We start from the raw sequence: 16,546 nt of genomic DNA, 5'->3' as shown, positions 1-16,546 counted from the left end.
TTAGCTCAGCTGGGAGAGCACCTCCCTTACAAGGAGGGGGTCACTGGTTCGAGCCCAGTAGCGACCACCATCATTTCACTAATGAAATGATTTGCAGGATATCCCAGGTCGCTTAGCTCAGCTGGGAGAGCACCTCCCTTACAAGGAGGGGGTCACTGGTTCGAGCCCAGTAGCGACCACCATGTTCTGCACTATAAAAAGGTCCCAGGTCGATTAGCTCAGCTGGGAGAGCACCTCCCTTACAAGGAGGGGGTCACTGGTTCGAGCCCAGTATCGACCACCATTCTTTGGTAGAAGATGGCATTAAAACCTTTTTGATAGATTAATATCCCAGGTCGCTTAGCTCAGCTGGGAGAGCACCTCCCTTACAAGGAGGGGGTCACTGGTTCGAGCCCAGTAGCGACCACCATATTAACTATCACTAGACTAAGTTTTTAGTCGAATTTATCCCAGGTCGCTTAGCTCAGCTGGGAGAGCACCTCCCTTACAAGGAGGGGGTCACTGGTTCGAGCCCAGTAGCGACCACCATATCTTCTTGGTATGTTGAAGCGATGAATTCAAATCTCATAAAAAATCTTACTATCAATCTTTGATAGATAAGTATCCCAGGTCGCTTAGCTCAGCTGGGAGAGCACCTCCCTTACAAGGAGGGGGTCACTGGTTCGAGCCCAGTAGCGACCACCATATTTCCCTTATCCCGTTATAAAGCTTAATAAAAGCCTCAGCACATTTGCGTCTATAAAATTTCTCCGCCGCAGTTTATAACCTTGATCCAACCATACCAGCTACCTTACTTAATGCTAATTTTGTAGAAACAAGGCTGGCCGCTGCATTCTTACGATTGGATTCAACTAAAGATTTTTAGTGGTTTTGATTAAGCAAATGCCTATGAGCGAACACCTCTAACAAAATACCTCGCTGCACAAATAAAAAAGCCAAGCCTAACTGCATAGACTTGGCTTTACATAAACGCTTAATTATCTCTTTTTTATCAGGGCACTCGCCCATATCTTCGATGTATTTAGCCAATAGTGAAATTTAGATAGACTGAGCTTTAACTAGACGCTCTAAATAAGTTATTCGCGCAATGGCCACCAGCATCAAAGCTATCAGCACCATTGAACCTAGCACTACCCCATCCCATTTATTTTGTTGCCAAAAAACCATTAAATATGGACCGCCGAGCGCCGCACCTAAGTAATAGCTACATAAATATAATGATGTCGCTTTAGCTCGATGAGCCGTTGCCCTTACAGCAACAAAGCTATTGCAACAACTGTGAGCTAAAAAGAAACCACTGGCGGTCACTAAAAAGCCAACCACAATCCACAGCAAGGTGTCATGCAGCGTAATTAAACTACCGATGAGCATCAAGGCTAATGCAAGCTTAAACAGCTTGGTAGTACCGTACTTCATGATCAGCCGCGCCGATGAATAAGACGAGACTGAACCGCTTAAATAGCACAAAAAAATCAAGGTTGCGGCGAAACGGCTAAGGGAATATGGCGACTCCATCAAATGCAACTGAATAAAGCTAAATTGATTAACCATCATCATAAATGCGAGACCGCCAATCAGGTACACCAAGCGCATTTGTGAGTCAGACAAATGCAATACAAAACCTTTTAGGTCGTAGCGCATTTTTTCAATAATGGGCAATTGCTGCTTTTCAGGCCTCACTTCACAGCGCGGCAATAGATAAGTCACAACAGCCACGCCAATCAAGGTCACAGTAAACATCATTATCATCGACTGCTGCCAATCTAAGTGCTGCGCCATCAGGCCACCAAATATCCGCCCTGAAATACCACCAAAGCTATTAGCCATAATGTAAACTGCTGCGGCTTTTAACATAAACTCTGCTGGCAATTGCTCTTTAAAATAAGCCATCGCAATCGCAGGTACGGCCGCTAAAAGCACACCTTGAACCAGTCGCACCAGCATCAAGGTTTCAAACTCATTGGCGCAGATCAATAGCAAGTTTGACAGCACCAAAGCCCACAAACTGACTACCATAGGTAATAGCCGCCCTACTCTGTCAGATAACACCGCATACATAAGCAGTGAAAATGCCAAACTAAAACTGGTCACCGAAAGAATAAGTGTGGCGTTGGCGCCTGTTACATCAAAATGCTCGGCGATCAAAGGCAACATGCCTTGCAAGGTATAAAGGTTGATATAAATGACGACAGAGGCTAAACAGAGCGCCCAGGTGAGACGTTTAGGATTAATTGGTTGCGAAGGTGAGGTTGCGCCAGCCAAGGGGATGACCTAACAGATTAAAACAAGGGGCACACATTATCGTTCGCCAGAAAATATAATCAATGGCTAAACGATGAATGTGTGAACTAGCTCGAAGTGATTGTCTGGCCTTACTTTACAGGTTTCATCAATACTTCAGTGGTGAGCTTACCGTTGTTGATGACTTCAAATTTGTCGTAGGTTTGAAACAGTACGCGGCCGTTATAACTGATCATCGCCACCACGCCATAATTGACGCTTGAGTCAATCATCTCTTTCTTAAAGATAAACTTAAACGGCACTGGCGCCCGCACAATATCAAAATTCTTTTGCGCAATAATCGCGCCCGGAGTGTCGAAGTCGATTACCGCTATATTAATGGTGCTCCCCTGTGGCAAGGTGACATCTTCCAAATACCCAGCAAAACCATTCACCACCACAGGCTCTTCCGGCTTCACCGTGACGCAAGCAGTTAACCCTAATACTAACGCTAATAGTAAAATCGGCTTAAATAACTTCATTGCAGTTCTCACGCTATTTTCCCTTGTTTGTCATTCGCATTAAACCTTCCTGGGTTGCCGAAGCTACCAGGTTACCTTGCTGGTCAAAGAACTGACCTTTTACAAAACCTCTACCGCCAGTCGCATTGGTACTCTCAATACTATAAAGCAACCAATCATCAAGATTAAATGGACGGTGGAACCACATAGCGTGATCGATTGTTGCCATCTTCATGCCTGGCGTTAAGAAGGATACACCATGAGGCTGAGCTGCAGTCACTAAGAAGTTAAAGTCAGACACATAGGACAATAATGACTCTTGAATTGAGTGATCACTAGGAATATTGCCATTGGCTCGCACCCACACATGACGCTCAGGTTTGGTTTGCTTTGGCATCACAATATCGGCAGGCTCAACTAAACGCATCTCAAACGGGCTATCTGCCACAAACTTTTCTAACACATGCGGCGGTATTTTATCTCGCAGCGTCATAGCAAGCTCTTGTTGATTTAACAAACCATCAGGCCCCGCCACTTGCGGCATCTCGCTTTGATGATCAAATCCTGCTTCTTCAGATTGAAACGAGCAAGACATAAAGAAAATCGGCACGCCTTTTTGAATAGCCTTTACTCGTCTTGCGCTAAAACTTCCACCATCACGCATGTTTTCAACTTCATAAACGATTGGTTGAGTCTCGTCACCTGCACGCAAAAAGTAAGAATGGAAAGAATGAATATTACGACTGGGATCGACAGTATTTTTAGCCGCGATCATCGCCTGCGCCATGATGTGCCCGCCAAACAAATGACCAAAACCTATATCCTCGGTTTGCCCGCGAAACAACCCAACTTCAATTTGCTCCAAATCAAGCATGGTTAATAAGTTATTGAGTACTTGGCTCATTTTTGATCCTATTAATATAGACTTATCCGCTAAGATTACCTTAATCATAGGGATATTCCCATTCTGATGCGGATATACCAATTAGGATAAATGTGTGAGCAGAGGTTACGCGGGAAAAATCGCTTAGAACAAGGCAGAAATTGCAGCTAGTTGCTCTACCTATAAAATTTTTAACGAAGTTATAAGCCTTCTTAATCAATAAGAAGTAACTAGTAAGAATGATCACATACTTGTACTGATTGGTATAGGATAAACCTCAATTAACAATTGGTGATAAAGCGCACTATTTCATCAAAGCAAACAAGACAATATTTTGTTATTATAACGACTAATATTCACTCATCTTTCTTATGCGTAAATGATTCAACCTTGGCTTCTTGCTATTCGCCCGCGCACTTTGCCTGCGGCGATTGGCCCTTTATTAATCGGTAACATGCTCGCAATTGAGCTTGAGCAATTTAGTTGGTTTATTGCCACCATATCTATGCTTTGTGGTGTGCTACTGCAAATATCAGTCAACCTCGCCAATGACTATTTTGACTTTAAAAACGGCATCGACACCGATGAGCGTCTTGGCCCAACCCGGGTAACTCAAAGCGGCATGTTGTCTCCAACAGCGGTGCGCAACGGTATGATTATTACCCTATTGCTCGCATTTGCTGTGGGTTTTTATCTTATTATTCATGGCGGCTGGCCGATTGCGATTTTGGCAGCAGCGTCCATGCTTGGTGCACTTTGCTACAGTGGCGGCCCTTACCCATTGGCATCACATGGCTTAGGCGAAGTCGCAGCATTTGTGTTTTTCGGTTTGGTTGCCGTGGTAGGCAGCTATTACTTGCAAGCAGGCACCACCAGCCTCAGCGCCTGGTTACTGGGTAGCGCTATTGGCTTTTTTAATGCCGCGATCATGCTGGTGAACAACACTCGCGACATTAATACTGATACTAAAGCAGGTAAAAACACGCTGGCCGTGAGAATTGGTGAAGCGCAAGCGAAAGTACTTTACCAAAGCCTAGTGTACCTGCCATTTGCCATTATCATTGGCGGCTTCTTTTTAGGTTATTTAAAAGGCTTACCCGTGCTGCTAGCTGGGGTTTCACTGATTATTGCCCGCAACCTAAGTCAGGCATTTCAAGATAATACTGGCGAAGCACTTAACCCAATACTTGGGCAAACAGCCAAACTCACTATGACGTTCAGCGCCTTATTTAGTGTAGGGTTAGCCTTCACTATTGGTCATTAACCGAAATTAGAATACCCCTAAAAAAACGCCTCGAAAATCGAGGCGTTTTTTATTTAAATATCATCTAATCGATTACAGCTTAGATAAGGTTCGCTGCGGCGCGCTCCAGTCTAGATGATACTTCTCACCCGCTGGCTTATCGGTACGCTCAAATGTATGAGCACCAAAGAAGTCACGTTGACCTTGAAGCAAATTTGCAGGCAATGTTTCACAGCGGTAGCTGTCGTAATAAGCCAGCGCTGAACTAATACACGGCGCAGGAATACCTGCCATTACAGCTTGCGCAACGGTTTTACGCCAACCTAGGTGTTTTTCAGCAATGGTTTGATTGAACGAGTCAGCCATTAGCAAGTTAGCTAGTTGCGGGTCTTGTTGATAAGCCTTGGTAATAGACTGTAAGAAGGTTGCGCGGATAATACAGCCTGCACGCCAGATTTTTGCAATCTCAGCGAAGTTTAGCGTCCAGCCTTGCTCTTTGGCATTCATTGCCATTAGCTGGAACCCTTGTGCATAGCAGCTCACTTTGGCGCAATACAATGCAGCTTCAAGGTTGTCGATAAACTCTGCTTTTTCACTATCTGTTAACGATAGCCCTTGCGGGCCTGCAAGCTTATGTTGCAGTTGCACGCGTAAGTCTTTTTGAGTGCTCACAGCGCGCGCATATACAGCTTCAGCAATAGTTGGTGCAGGGCAGCCAATTTGTAAGCTGCTTACAGCAGTCCACAAGCCGGTGCCCTTTTGCCCTGCTTTATCAAGGATCATTTCCACCAGCGGCTTACCCGTTAGCGGGTCTTGCTGCTGCAATACTTCAGCACTAATTCCCATTAAGTAGCTATTTAAACTACCTTGGTTCCAACGCTTGAAGATATCACCTACCTGCTGGGCCGATAAGCCTATAGCTTCACTTAATAGCTGGTACGCTTCGCAGATAAGCTGCATATCGGCGTACTCAATGCCATTGTGCACCATTTTCACATAATGGCCTGAACCTGCAGGTCCAATGTAGGCAGTACATGGCTCACCTTGAGTCACAGGGTTACCTGGCTCAAAACGCTCTATCGGTAAACCTGTTTCAGCATCGACCTTAGCTGCAATTGCACTCCAAACGGGTGCGACATATTTCCATGCTGATTCATCGCCACTTGGCATTAACGATGGACCAAAGCGTGCACCGACTTCCCCGCCCGATACCGCAGAGCTAAAGAACTTGAATTGGCTGCGATAGTTTTTCTCACGCTCAACCGTATCGGTCCATAAGCTGTTACCAGTATCAACCACGATATCTTGTGGCTCGATGCCTGCCTCAATTAAGCTTTGGCACACGCCATCAACCGGAGCACCAGCTGGTACAGACAGCACAATTACTCTCGGAGTAGCCAAATTATTGAGCATTTCTGAAATATTATTACAAGCTAACATGCGCGGCGCTTTGTCTGCCAAACGCTCAGCTTGTTCTTGCTCAACTGTGGCGATAACCTTTTGATGGTCAAGGTCAAAAACGGCTACATGGTAGCCGTTATCAGCGATATTAAGCGCGAGATTTTTTCCCATTACACCGAGGCCGATAACCCCGATATTTGACATTTGGGCGTGGGTATTCATTCGATTATTTTCCGCAGGTCAGAGGGTGATGCCTCTAGGGCACTCTATAATGGGGCGCAATTATAGCGATTTTGGTAACTAAATTACCAGCGATAATGCATCTCACTAACAATTGTAATCTGTAGCGATATATCTGTTTTACAAATGATGATAATAGCGTCAAATCGACTTGAGAGAGGTGTTTGAGTACGGTGTAAAAATCTCACAGCAAATTAATACGATAGCGCATAGATAAAGCACCATCGCCTCTTGTACCCACTTAAAGCTTCATTGTTCTTAGTTTAAAAAGCCGTTGCTACAGTTAATGCAGCAATGGCTTTTATATGCTGTACGCTTTGGTTAACTTACCGCTTGAGTTAATGCCTTGCTGTAACCCATTCGCGTTAGGGTATTTTGCACTATATCTAAGGTTTGCGGGTCTTCAATGGTCGCTGGCACTTTGTAATCCTGATTGTCGGCTATCTTACGCATGGTGGCGCGCAAGATTTTGCCTGATCGCGTTTTAGGCAGTTTAGGCACTGCGCTGACTAGTTTAAATGCAGCTACAGGGCCAATTTCAGAGCGAACCAGAGTTAATAGCTCTTTATATAAAACATCGTGATCGGCTCTTGCGCCTGCTTTTAACACCACTAACCCTAGCGGCAGCTGCCCTTTCAACTTATCGCTTACGCCAATAACCGCAGCTTCAGCGACTGAGTCATGTTGACACAAGACCTCTTCAAAGCGCCCAGTAGACAGCCTATGCCCGGCGACATTAATGATGTCATCAATACGGCTCATAATATAAAGATAGCCATCTTCATCTATGTAGCCCGCATCACCAGTTAAGTAATAGCCGTCATACATACTTAAATAGCTATCTTGATAACGTTGATCGTTTTGCCACAATGTTGGCAAAGTGCCCGGCGGCAATGGCAGTTTTATCACCACATTGCCAGTCTCATTTGCGCCAACTTGTTCACCCATAGCATCAAGTACCTCGACTTGATAACCCGGTACAGCTCGCGCCGGCGAGCCTGGCTTAACCGGCAAAGGCGCAACACCCATCAGATTTGCAGCAACAGGCCAACCGGTTTCGGTTTGCCACCAATGATCAATCACAGGTTTATCAAGCTTGCTTTGACACCACTCAAGGGTATCTGGATCGCAACGTTCTCCAGCTAAGAACACTTGCCCAAGGCAAGATAGGTCATACGGTTTAATCAACTCACCATCTGGATCTTCACGCTTAATTGCACGTATAGCCGTAGGCGCAGTAAAGAAGCTTTTGACCTTATACTTGGCAATGGTTTGCCAGAACGCACCTGCATCAGGCGTACCTACAGGTTTACCCTCATACAACAACGTGGTCGCCCCCACCAATAACGGCCCGTATACGATGTAAGAGTGACCCACAACCCAGCCAACATCAGACGCTGCCCAAAATACATCACCCGCTTCAATGTTATAGATATGGCTCATTGACCAGGCAAGCGCTACAGCGTGACCACCATTATCGCGCACCACGCCTTTAGGTGTGCCAGTAGTACCTGAGGTATAAAGAATATATAACGGGTCTGTAGCGGCAATGACTTCACACTCTGCTTCGGGTGCGTCAGCAACAGCGCTATACCAATCAAGGTCACGCCCATCAGTTAAGTCACACTGATATTGCGGCCGTGCCAAAATCACGCAGTTATCAACCTTGTGACTAGCTTGCGCTAGTGCATCATCCAATAATGGCTTGTAAGCCACTACGCCGGAAGGCTCAATGCCGCAAGAGGCACTTAACACAACTTTAGGTTTAGCATCATTTATCCGCGTAGCCAGCTCATTGGCAGCAAAACCGCCAAACACTACAGAGTGAATCGCACCTATACGAGCACAAGCCAACATAGCAAAGGCTGTTTCTGGCACCATAGGCATATAGATGACAACTCGGTCACCCTTCTCCACACCCAATGATTTAAGCAATCCGGCCAGACGCGCCACTTGTTTTTGCAAGCTTAAGTAATTAATAGAGCGATTATGTCCAGTAACAGGACTCACATACTCAATTGCAATCTGTTCACCACGCCCTGCTTCTACGTGACGATCAACGGCGTTATAGCAAGTGTTTAAGGCTCCGCCGCTAAACCAGCGATATAACGGCGCAGCGGATGAATCCAGCACCTGCTCGGCATTGCGTTGCCAATCTATTAATTTGGCAGCTTCACCCCAAAACGCTTCTGGTTGCTCAATTGAGCGGGTATGTAACTCTAATCCTTGATCCATGCTCACCACCTAATCTACTGCAGAATTAATAAACTCATGACTTAACACTTTGAATTTTGACTTCGCTTAGTAACTGATTATGAGCAAATTTCAACCATTAACCCTATTAGACTTAGGGATAAGACAGTACACTATTGCCTGAATTCATACATCAGCAAGTACTAAACAGCACTTAACTTCCATTTGAAATTAGCCGCAATACATTAATTAATAATAGCTTTATCTTAGAACACTGTTTAACTGGCAACTTGAATTAACACTTGCACAACACAAACTCCTGCGCAAACTTTACCTTTACGTAAACTTCATATATCTTGCATCAAAAGAAACATTTTTGGTGCCCTGATGAGTACAAGCATTTCCCAGCAATCGACCTATTCCATAAGTGACTTATCAAAAGAGTTTGATATCACCACTCGTAGTATTCGTTTCTACGAAGATCAAGGCTTGATCAAGCCAAAACGTCGCGGGCAAACCCGAATTTACAGCCTGAAAGATAGAGTACGTCTAAAACTCATTCTACGTGGTAAACGTCTTGGCTTCTCACTGGCTGAAACGCGCCGCTTGTTTGAACTTTACGATGCCGACAAGACCAGTACGACTCAGCTAAACACCATGCTCGAACTAGTACATGAAAAGAAAGCCGCGCTGCAGCAGCAAATGGACGACATTAAAGTGGTATTGATGGAGCTGAACTCAGCAGAGCAGCAATGTCGTGATGCCTTAGAGACTGCGAGTAAATAGACAGCAACAGCAAAAAGATAAAAACGGGTAGAAAAGTAACTAATAAAAGTGCTCATTAAAGACACCTTAGTAAGACCCTTAACACCAAATATTTAGACAACAAATAGCGTTAAAAGATAACAATAAAAAACAATGACAAAATAGGGCTAAACGCCACCAAAGAGCGAAGCCCTCAACTAAAACTACAAATAAATTAAGTACTAACAAAAGCAGTACACTTTCAACAGGACACAAGCAATGACATCACTATACTCAAGCCTAAACTTCGGTTTAGGTGAAGATATCGACATGCTGCGCGACGCCGTAGCCAGCTTTGCTAGCAACGAAATCGCGCCAATTGCAGAGCAAGTTGACCAGCAAAATGCCTTTCCGAATCACATGTGGCCAAAGCTAGGTGAAATGGGCTTGCTTGGTGTGACTGTCCCAGAAGAGTTTGGCGGAGCAGGCATGGGCTACTTAGCGCATGTTGTCGCTATGGAAGAAGTTTCACGGGCTTCTGCTTCTATCGGCCTAAGCTATGGCGCCCACTCAAATCTATGTGTAAACCAAATTAACCGCAACGGCAACGACGAGCAAAGAGCCAAGTACCTACCAAAACTTATTAGCGGTGAGCATATTGGCGCGCTTGCGATGAGCGAGCCTAATGCGGGTTCTGATGTGGTATCAATGAAGTTATTTGCCCGCAAACAAGGCGACAAATACATTCTAAATGGCAACAAAATGTGGATCACTAACGGTCCTGATGCCGATACCCTGGTTGTTTACGCCAAAACCGACCTCGACAAAGGCCCACACGGCATAACCGCATTCATTATTGAGAAAACCTTTAAAGGCTTTAGCACAGCGCAAAAGCTAGACAAGCTCGGCATGCGTGGCTCAAACACCTGTGAGCTGGTATTTGAAGATTGTGAAGTACCAGAAGAGAACATTCTAGGCGGCCTAAACAATGGCGTTAAAGTGCTGATGAGCGGCTTAGATTATGAGCGCGTTGTGCTGTCTGGTGGTCCGCTAGGCATTATGAATGCTTGTATGGACATAGTCGTGCCATACATTCATGAGCGTGAGCAGTTCGGTAAATCTATTGGTCAATTCCAACTGGTACAAGGCAAACTCGCTGACATGTACACGGGTATGAATGCAGCTAAAGCCTATGTTTACAACGTAGCTCAAGCATGTGACCGCGGTGAAACCACCCGTAAAGACGCTGCTGGCGCCATTTTATACAGCGCAGAGCTAGCCACCAAAATGGCGCTCGATGCTATTCAGCTATTAGGCGGTAACGGCTACATCAATGAGTACGCTACAGGGCGACTGTTGCGTGATGCCAAGCTTTATGAGATTGGCGCAGGCACATCAGAAATTCGCCGTATGCTGATTGGCCGAGAGCTATATAACGAATCTAAATAAACGCTAAGATCCAGGCACTCGTTCACATGCACTTGTTAGGATGCACGTGAAATGAGTGCCCCAATTAGTACAAATAGAAGTACCAATACAAGTACTAATTCAAAACCAATAAATAGAAGCAGCGGTAACCGCTGCCAAATACTGCATTAGCCACATATAAGTGCAATGCGGCGCGTGACTAAGACTTCCCCTTTCCACTTGGTTACGCGCTCGCAGCACTTGCTTCATAAAGGATATGAGTTGTGACGCAATTAACTAGCCGTATTAATGCCCGCAGTGATGAGTTTAAAGCCAAGTCTGATGGCATGGTTGCACTTGTCGATGACCTAAAACTAAAACTCAGCCAAATCGAACAAGGTGGTGGCCCCGTTGCCTGCGAGCGCCATTTGTCTCGTGGCAAGCTGCTACCACGCCAGCGCGTAGAAAAGCTGCTTGATGCTGGCTCGCCATTTTTAGAAATCTCACAATTCGCTGCATTTGAAGTGTACGACGAGGCAGTCCCAGCAGCAGGTGTAATTGCGGGTATCGGCCGTGTTAGCGGCGTTGAGTGCATGATTATCGCAAACGATGCGACCGTAAAAGGCGGCACCTACTATCCACTGACCGTGAAAAAACACCTGCGCGCGCAAGATATTGCTCATCGCTGTCATCTTCCTTGTATTTATCTGGTGGACTCAGGCGGCGCTAACTTGCCCCGCCAAGATGAAGTATTCCCAGATAGAGATCATTTTGGTCGTATCTTCTTTAATCAGGCGCAAATGTCGGCTAAAGGTATTCCGCAGGTGGCTGTGGTCATGGGGCTTTGCACCGCAGGTGGCGCGTACGTACCTGCGATGGCAGACGAGTCAATTATTGTAAAAGAGCAAGGCACCATCTTCTTAGCCGGGCCACCACTAGTTAAAGCTGCAACTGGTGAAGAAGTATCAGCAGAAGAGCTTGGTGGCGCTGAGGTGCATACCAAAATTTCAGGCGTTGCCGATCACATGGCGCAAAATGACGAACACGCACTTGAGCTAGCTCGTAAGTCAATCGCCCGTCTAAATCATCAAAAACAAATTGCGGCGCAGCTTAGTGCAGTAAAACCACCAAAGTATGACATCAACGAGCTATACGGCATTGTTGGCACTGACTTAAAGAAACCGTTTGATGTAAAAGAAGTCATTGCCCGCCTAGTTGACGACTCAGACTTTGACGAGTTTAAAGCTAACTATGGCAACACTCTGGTATGTGGGTTTGCACGTATTCATGGCTATCCAGTGGGTATTGTCGCTAACAATGGCATCTTGTTCTCAGAGTCGGCACAAAAAGGCGCTCACTTTATAGAGCTATGTTGTCAGCGCAAAGTGCCGCTATTGTTCTTGCAAAATATCACCGGTTTTATGGTGGGTAAAAAATACGAGCATGAAGGCATTGCCAAGCACGGCGCTAAGATGGTGACCGCAGTTTCTTGTGCCAGCGTGCCTAAATTTACCGTCATTATTGGTGGCAGTTATGGCGCAGGTAACTATGGTATGTGTGGCCGCGCATTCGACCCTACCATGATGTGGATGTGGCCAAATGCCCGAATCTCAGTGATGGGCGGCGAGCAAGCCGCTGGCGTACTTGCGACCGTGCGCCGTGACGGTTTAGCCCGCAAAGGTCAAGACTGGTCAAGTGAAGATGAGGCAAAATTCCGCGCACCAATTGTTGAGCAATACGACAAAGAAGGCCACCCATATCATGCCAGCGCACGTTTGTGGGACGATGGCATCATCGACCCAGCACAAACCCGTGACGTTGTAGGTTTAGCTTTATCTGCCGCACTTAATGCCCCAATAGAAGACACCAAGTTTGGTGTGTTCCGCATGTAAGCTGAGGATGACAACTATGACAAAAATAAATCCAAGCTTTGAGCATATTGAGTGTCAGCTGAATCAAGGGATTGGTGAGTTAATTCTCGACCGCGCTGAAAAGCACAACGCCTTTGATGAAGTCATGATCGCTGAGATGATTACTGCGATTGAAGCATTCGCCGCTGATGACGCCTGCCAAATGCTAATGCTAAAAGCCAATGGCAAAAACTTTAGCGCCGGGGCCGATCTCAACTGGATGCGCAAACAAGCGCAAATGGACTTTGAGCAAAATCTTAGTGATGCCAATCAGCTTGCTAAACTCATGCATGTACTAGATAAATTTCCCAAGCCAACAATTGCACTGGTTAACGGCGCCGCATTTGGCGGTGCACTAGGGCTTATTTGCTGCTGCGATATCGCTATTGCTAACAGCCGCGCCAGCTTTTGTTTAAGCGAAGTTAAACTCGGACTTATTCCCGCTGTGATCAGCCCTTACGTGGTACGCGCCATGGGTAATCGTCAAGCTCGCCGCTATATGCTCACAGCTGAGCGCTTTGACGCACAAACCGCACTAAGCCATCAAGTTATCCATGAGATTAATGATGACCTAGAAGCGGCAGCTAAACCCTTTATCGACGCCTTTAAAGCAAATAGTCCACAAGGCATGGCGTGGGTGAAAACCCTGGTTGCCAAACTTGAAGATGGCGTTATCGACCAAAACACACTTAATTACACCAGTGAGCAAATCGCCAAAATCCGCGTCTCAGATGAAGGCCAGGAAGGTCTCAATGCATTCTTTGAAAAGCGTATGCCAAACTGGCAGCTATCAGGCAGTAAGCCGCAAGGAGCCGAATAATGTTTACTAAAATCCTTATTGCTAACCGCGGTGAAATTGCCTGCCGTATTATCCAAACGGCCAACAAGATGGGCATTCGCACCGTTGCCCTATATTCAGATGCAGACAGAGAAGCTCGCCATGTTGCCATGGCCGATGAATCATTTTATCTAGGTGGCAGTGCCCCAGCTGAGTCTTACCTCAAAGGCGACGTCATTATTGAAATCGCCAAACAGTCAGGCGCGCAAGCCATCCACCCGGGTTATGGTTTCTTGTCTGAAAATGCTGAGTTTGCCTCTCTGTGTGAGCAAAATGGCATCGAGTTTATTGGCCCAAGTAGCGATGCTATCGATGCAATGGGTAGCAAAAGTGCTGCTAAAGAAATCATGGGCAACGCCAATGTACCGCTAGTGCCTGGTTATCACGGTGATGACCAAAGCGATGCAGTATTACTCGCAGAGGCTGAAAAAGTTGGCTTCCCAATGTTGATTAAAGCGGCCTTTGGTGGCGGCGGTAAAGGCATGCGTATTGTCGAAAGCCAAGGTGAAGTGCTAGATGCAATTAACTCGGCTCGCCGTGAAGCTGCATCATCATTTGGTAACGATAAACTATTGATGGAGCGCTACCTGCGCCAGCCTCGCCATGTTGAAGTTCAAGTGTTTGCCGACAAAGCTGGCAATACCATTTATCTGTCTGATCGCGACTGCTCTATTCAGCGCCGTCACCAAAAGGTAGTTGAAGAAGCGCCTGCGCCAGGTTTAAGCGACGCACTGCGCAAGCAAATGGGTGAAGCTGCAGTCGCAGCTGCTAAAGCGATTAACTATGAAGGTGCAGGCACAGTCGAGTTCTTGTTAGATACTGACGACAGCTTCTACTTCATGGAAATGAACACCCGCCTGCAGGTAGAGCACCCGGTTACAGAGCTGGTCACAGGTCAAGATCTGGTTAAGTGGCAACTGGTTGTGGCTAGTGGCGGTGAGCTACCGCTAAAGCAAGATGAAGTCACCATTCATGGTCACTCATTTGAAGCTCGTATTTACGCTGAAGACCCGCATAACGAGTTTTTACCAGCTTCAGGTAAGCTCAACTATTTGCGCGAGCCTGATCAAAACCGCTATGTGCGCATCGACAGCGGCATTCGTGAAAACGATGTCATCAGTAACTTTTACGACCCGATGATCGCTAAATTGATCGTTTGGGATGAGTCGCGCCCGCGCGCATTACAGCGCCTAAGCCACTCACTAAGCGAATATCAAATCAGCGGCCTTAAACATAACATCGAGTTTCTGACTAACATCGCTGAGCATCAAGCATTTGTTGATGCAGACTTTAGCACCGACTTTATTGACCGTTACGGCGACACCTTGATTGGTCAAGTTCATAACGAAGCTGACAACGCGATTGCCCTAGCCGCCTTGTACCAGGTGTTAAAGCGCCAGCAAGTTGCCAAACTAAATGCGATAAATAGCCACGACCCATACTCACCTTGGAATCAAGTCAGTGGCTTTAGACTCAACAGCGCCGCAGTGCATTATGTGTCGTTACTTGATGCACAAGATAACCATAATCAGCACGATTTAGTGTTAACCGATCTCGGCCATGCCCTTCACCTTGGCTTAAATGGTCAAGCGTTGAAACTAAGCGGCGAGATTGTTGATGGCATGCTTCACGGCGAAATAAACGGTCACAAGATGAAGGTGGCAGTGAGCGAGCAGATTGACGAGTTAACCCTGTTTTTAGCTTCTGGCAGCTATCAGTTTAAATCTGTAGTAGCTGAGCTCGCTCAAGATACCGTCGACAGTGCAGAAAAGCTCAAAGCGCCAATGAATGGCACCGTCGTCACCCATTTAGTTCAAGTGGGAGATAGCGTTACCGAAGGCCAAGGTCTGCTGGTAATGGAAGCCATGAAGATGGAGTACACCATCGAGGCGCCCTACGACGGCACGGTAAGCGAGTTTTACTTTCAAAGTGGCGAGTTAGTCTCTGATGGTGCGCAGCTGCTGGATGTGACACCAAACACCGAGGAAAGCTAAATGTTGCCAAATAAAGTCAGTATCTTTGAAGTTGGTGCCCGTGACGGTTTGCAAAATGAAGTGCCCGTATCGAGTAACGCCAAAGTACAGCTGATTGAAAACCTAGCCGATGCGGGTATTAACCGCATTGAAGCGGGCAGCTTTGTATCACCTAAATGGGTGCCACAAATGGCTGACTCTAGCGAGGTTATCAAGTCAATTAAGCGCAAACAAGGCGTGCAATACAGCGCCCTAACACCAAATTTAAAAGGTTTCGAGCTTGCCCTCGATGCAGGCGTTGATGAGGTGGCAATATTTGGTGCCGCTTCACAAAGCTTTAGCCAGAAGAATATTAACTGCTCGATTGAAGAATCAATCGAGCGCTTTATCCCTTTGATGGAAAAAGCAAAATCGCTAAATATTCCAGTGCGAGGTTATGTGTCTTGTGTGCTTGGCTGCCCGTACGAGGGCGACATAGATGTAGCTGAAGTGGCTCGCGTGTCTGCCATCCTTTACAACATGGGCTGTTACGAAATATCACTTGGCGACACCATAGGCGTTGGCACGCCAGTAAAGGCCCGTAGAATGGTGGAAACCGTGGCAAAACAGGTACCTGTAGATAAGCTTGCGCTGCACTTTCACGACACCTATGGTCAAGCGCTTGCCAATATTCTTGCTTGTTTAGAAACCGGTGTCAGTGTCATTGACGCATCGGTAGCAGGACTGGGTGGCTGCCCTTACGCTAAAGGGGCCTCAGGTAACCTTGCTACTGAGGATGTGGTTTATATGCTTAATGGTATGGGCATAGAAACAGATATCGACCTGACAAAACTCGCTAAAGCAGGTCACGCTATTAGTCAGGTTCTTGGTAGAACAAACGGCTCGAAAGTCGCTAATGCCCTGCTCTAAACCTCAAAGAACAAGCACAACCAATTTGCCGTTACTTGCAGTGTTAGCGAGTAATGAAAACAAA

General features: G+C 46.3%; 12 protein-coding genes and 6 tRNA genes. 13 read left to right on the top strand and 5 right to left on the bottom strand.

Translation table 11 applies throughout. The annotated features are described in order from the left end of the window. The 6 genes from G3R49_RS10730 to G3R49_RS10705 all read left to right on the top strand — a co-directional run bounded on the left by G3R49_RS10730 (nt 1) and on the right by G3R49_RS10705 (nt 684). Nucleotides 1-70: transfer RNA gene (locus G3R49_RS10730), tRNA-Val, on the top strand. A 36-nt stretch (nt 71-106) separates the two neighbouring features. Beyond that, nucleotides 107-182, top strand: a tRNA-Val gene (locus G3R49_RS10725). Nucleotides 183-207: 25 nt separating this feature from the next. Further along, nucleotides 208-283 (top strand) — tRNA-Val (locus tag G3R49_RS10720). Between the two features lie 50 nt (nt 284-333). Further along, a tRNA-Val gene (locus tag G3R49_RS10715) sits at nt 334-409 on the top strand. A 43-nt stretch (nt 410-452) separates the two neighbouring features. Next, nucleotides 453-528 (top strand) — tRNA-Val (locus G3R49_RS10710). Between the two features lie 80 nt (nt 529-608). Continuing rightward, nucleotides 609-684 (top strand) — tRNA-Val (locus G3R49_RS10705). A gap of 354 nt (nt 685-1,038) precedes the next feature. Here the strand turns inward: G3R49_RS10705 and G3R49_RS10700 are convergent. The 3 genes from G3R49_RS10700 to tesB all read right to left on the bottom strand — a co-directional run bounded on the left by G3R49_RS10700 (nt 1,039) and on the right by tesB (nt 3,645). Further along, entirely contained in the window at nt 1,039-2,262 is a 1,224-nt protein-coding gene (locus G3R49_RS10700) for an MFS transporter (protein ID WP_210147187.1), read from the bottom strand. A 110-nt stretch (nt 2,263-2,372) separates the two neighbouring features. Further along, on the bottom strand, nt 2,373-2,762 hold the full coding sequence (locus tag G3R49_RS10695; protein ID WP_130601643.1) for a YbaY family lipoprotein: 390 nt from the start codon (nt 2,760-2,762) through the stop codon (nt 2,373-2,375). Nucleotides 2,763-2,775: 13 nt separating this feature from the next. Continuing rightward, entirely contained in the window at nt 2,776-3,645 is an 870-nt protein-coding gene (gene tesB / locus G3R49_RS10690) for an acyl-CoA thioesterase II (protein ID WP_167869630.1), read from the bottom strand. A gap of 361 nt (nt 3,646-4,006) precedes the next feature. On the opposite strand from tesB, the gene G3R49_RS10685 reads away from it, so the two are divergent. Then, nucleotides 4,007-4,888, top strand: coding sequence for a 1,4-dihydroxy-2-naphthoate polyprenyltransferase (locus G3R49_RS10685; RefSeq protein ID WP_167869747.1), 882 nt, complete (start codon nt 4,007-4,009; stop codon nt 4,886-4,888). A gap of 72 nt (nt 4,889-4,960) precedes the next feature. Here the strand turns inward: G3R49_RS10685 and gndA are convergent, their stop codons facing one another. Together gndA and G3R49_RS10675 are read right to left on the bottom strand one after the other, a co-directional pair. Further along, entirely contained in the window at nt 4,961-6,490 is a 1,530-nt protein-coding gene (gene gndA, locus G3R49_RS10680) for an NADP-dependent phosphogluconate dehydrogenase (protein WP_167869629.1), read from the bottom strand. Nucleotides 6,491-6,829: 339 nt separating this feature from the next. Further along, nucleotides 6,830-8,743: a propionyl-CoA synthetase gene (locus G3R49_RS10675; RefSeq protein ID WP_167869628.1), complete on the bottom strand. Its 1,914-nt coding sequence runs from the start codon at nt 8,741-8,743 to the stop codon at nt 6,830-6,832. Between the two features lie 345 nt (nt 8,744-9,088). On the opposite strand from G3R49_RS10675, the gene G3R49_RS10670 reads away from it, so the two are divergent. From G3R49_RS10670 to G3R49_RS10645, 6 genes are all read left to right on the top strand, one after another. Continuing rightward, a complete protein-coding gene (locus G3R49_RS10670; RefSeq protein ID WP_130601635.1) occupies nt 9,089-9,487 on the top strand; it encodes a MerR family DNA-binding transcriptional regulator in 399 nt (132 codons plus the stop codon). A 237-nt stretch (nt 9,488-9,724) separates the two neighbouring features. After that, on the top strand, nt 9,725-10,894 hold the full coding sequence (locus G3R49_RS10665; RefSeq protein ID WP_167869627.1) for an isovaleryl-CoA dehydrogenase: 1,170 nt from the start codon (nt 9,725-9,727) through the stop codon (nt 10,892-10,894). Nucleotides 10,895-11,136: 242 nt separating this feature from the next. Then, entirely contained in the window at nt 11,137-12,744 is a 1,608-nt protein-coding gene (locus G3R49_RS10660) for a carboxyl transferase domain-containing protein (protein WP_130601631.1), read from the top strand. Between the two features lie 7 nt (nt 12,745-12,751). Then, nucleotides 12,752-13,582, top strand: a complete 831-nt coding sequence (locus G3R49_RS10655; protein ID WP_167869626.1) for an enoyl-CoA hydratase-related protein — start codon at nt 12,752-12,754, stop codon at nt 13,580-13,582. Next, nucleotides 13,582-15,594 carry an acetyl/propionyl/methylcrotonyl-CoA carboxylase subunit alpha gene (locus tag G3R49_RS10650; protein ID WP_167869625.1) on the top strand — a complete coding sequence of 671 codons (2,013 nt, stop codon included), beginning with the start codon at nt 13,582-13,584 and terminating at the stop codon, nt 15,592-15,594. The genes G3R49_RS10655 and G3R49_RS10650 overlap by 1 nt, the downstream gene beginning before the upstream one ends. Then, a complete protein-coding gene (locus G3R49_RS10645; RefSeq protein ID WP_167869624.1) occupies nt 15,595-16,482 on the top strand; it encodes a hydroxymethylglutaryl-CoA lyase in 888 nt (295 codons plus the stop codon). Nucleotides 16,483-16,546: the final 64 nt, after the last annotated feature.

This window comes from Shewanella sp. WXL01 (assembly GCF_012263345.1).
Classification (GTDB): Bacteria; Pseudomonadota; Gammaproteobacteria; order Enterobacterales; family Shewanellaceae; genus Shewanella; species Shewanella maritima.
Note: the sequence above shows the minus strand (reverse complement) of the source record. Positions and strands in the feature narration are given on the sequence as shown.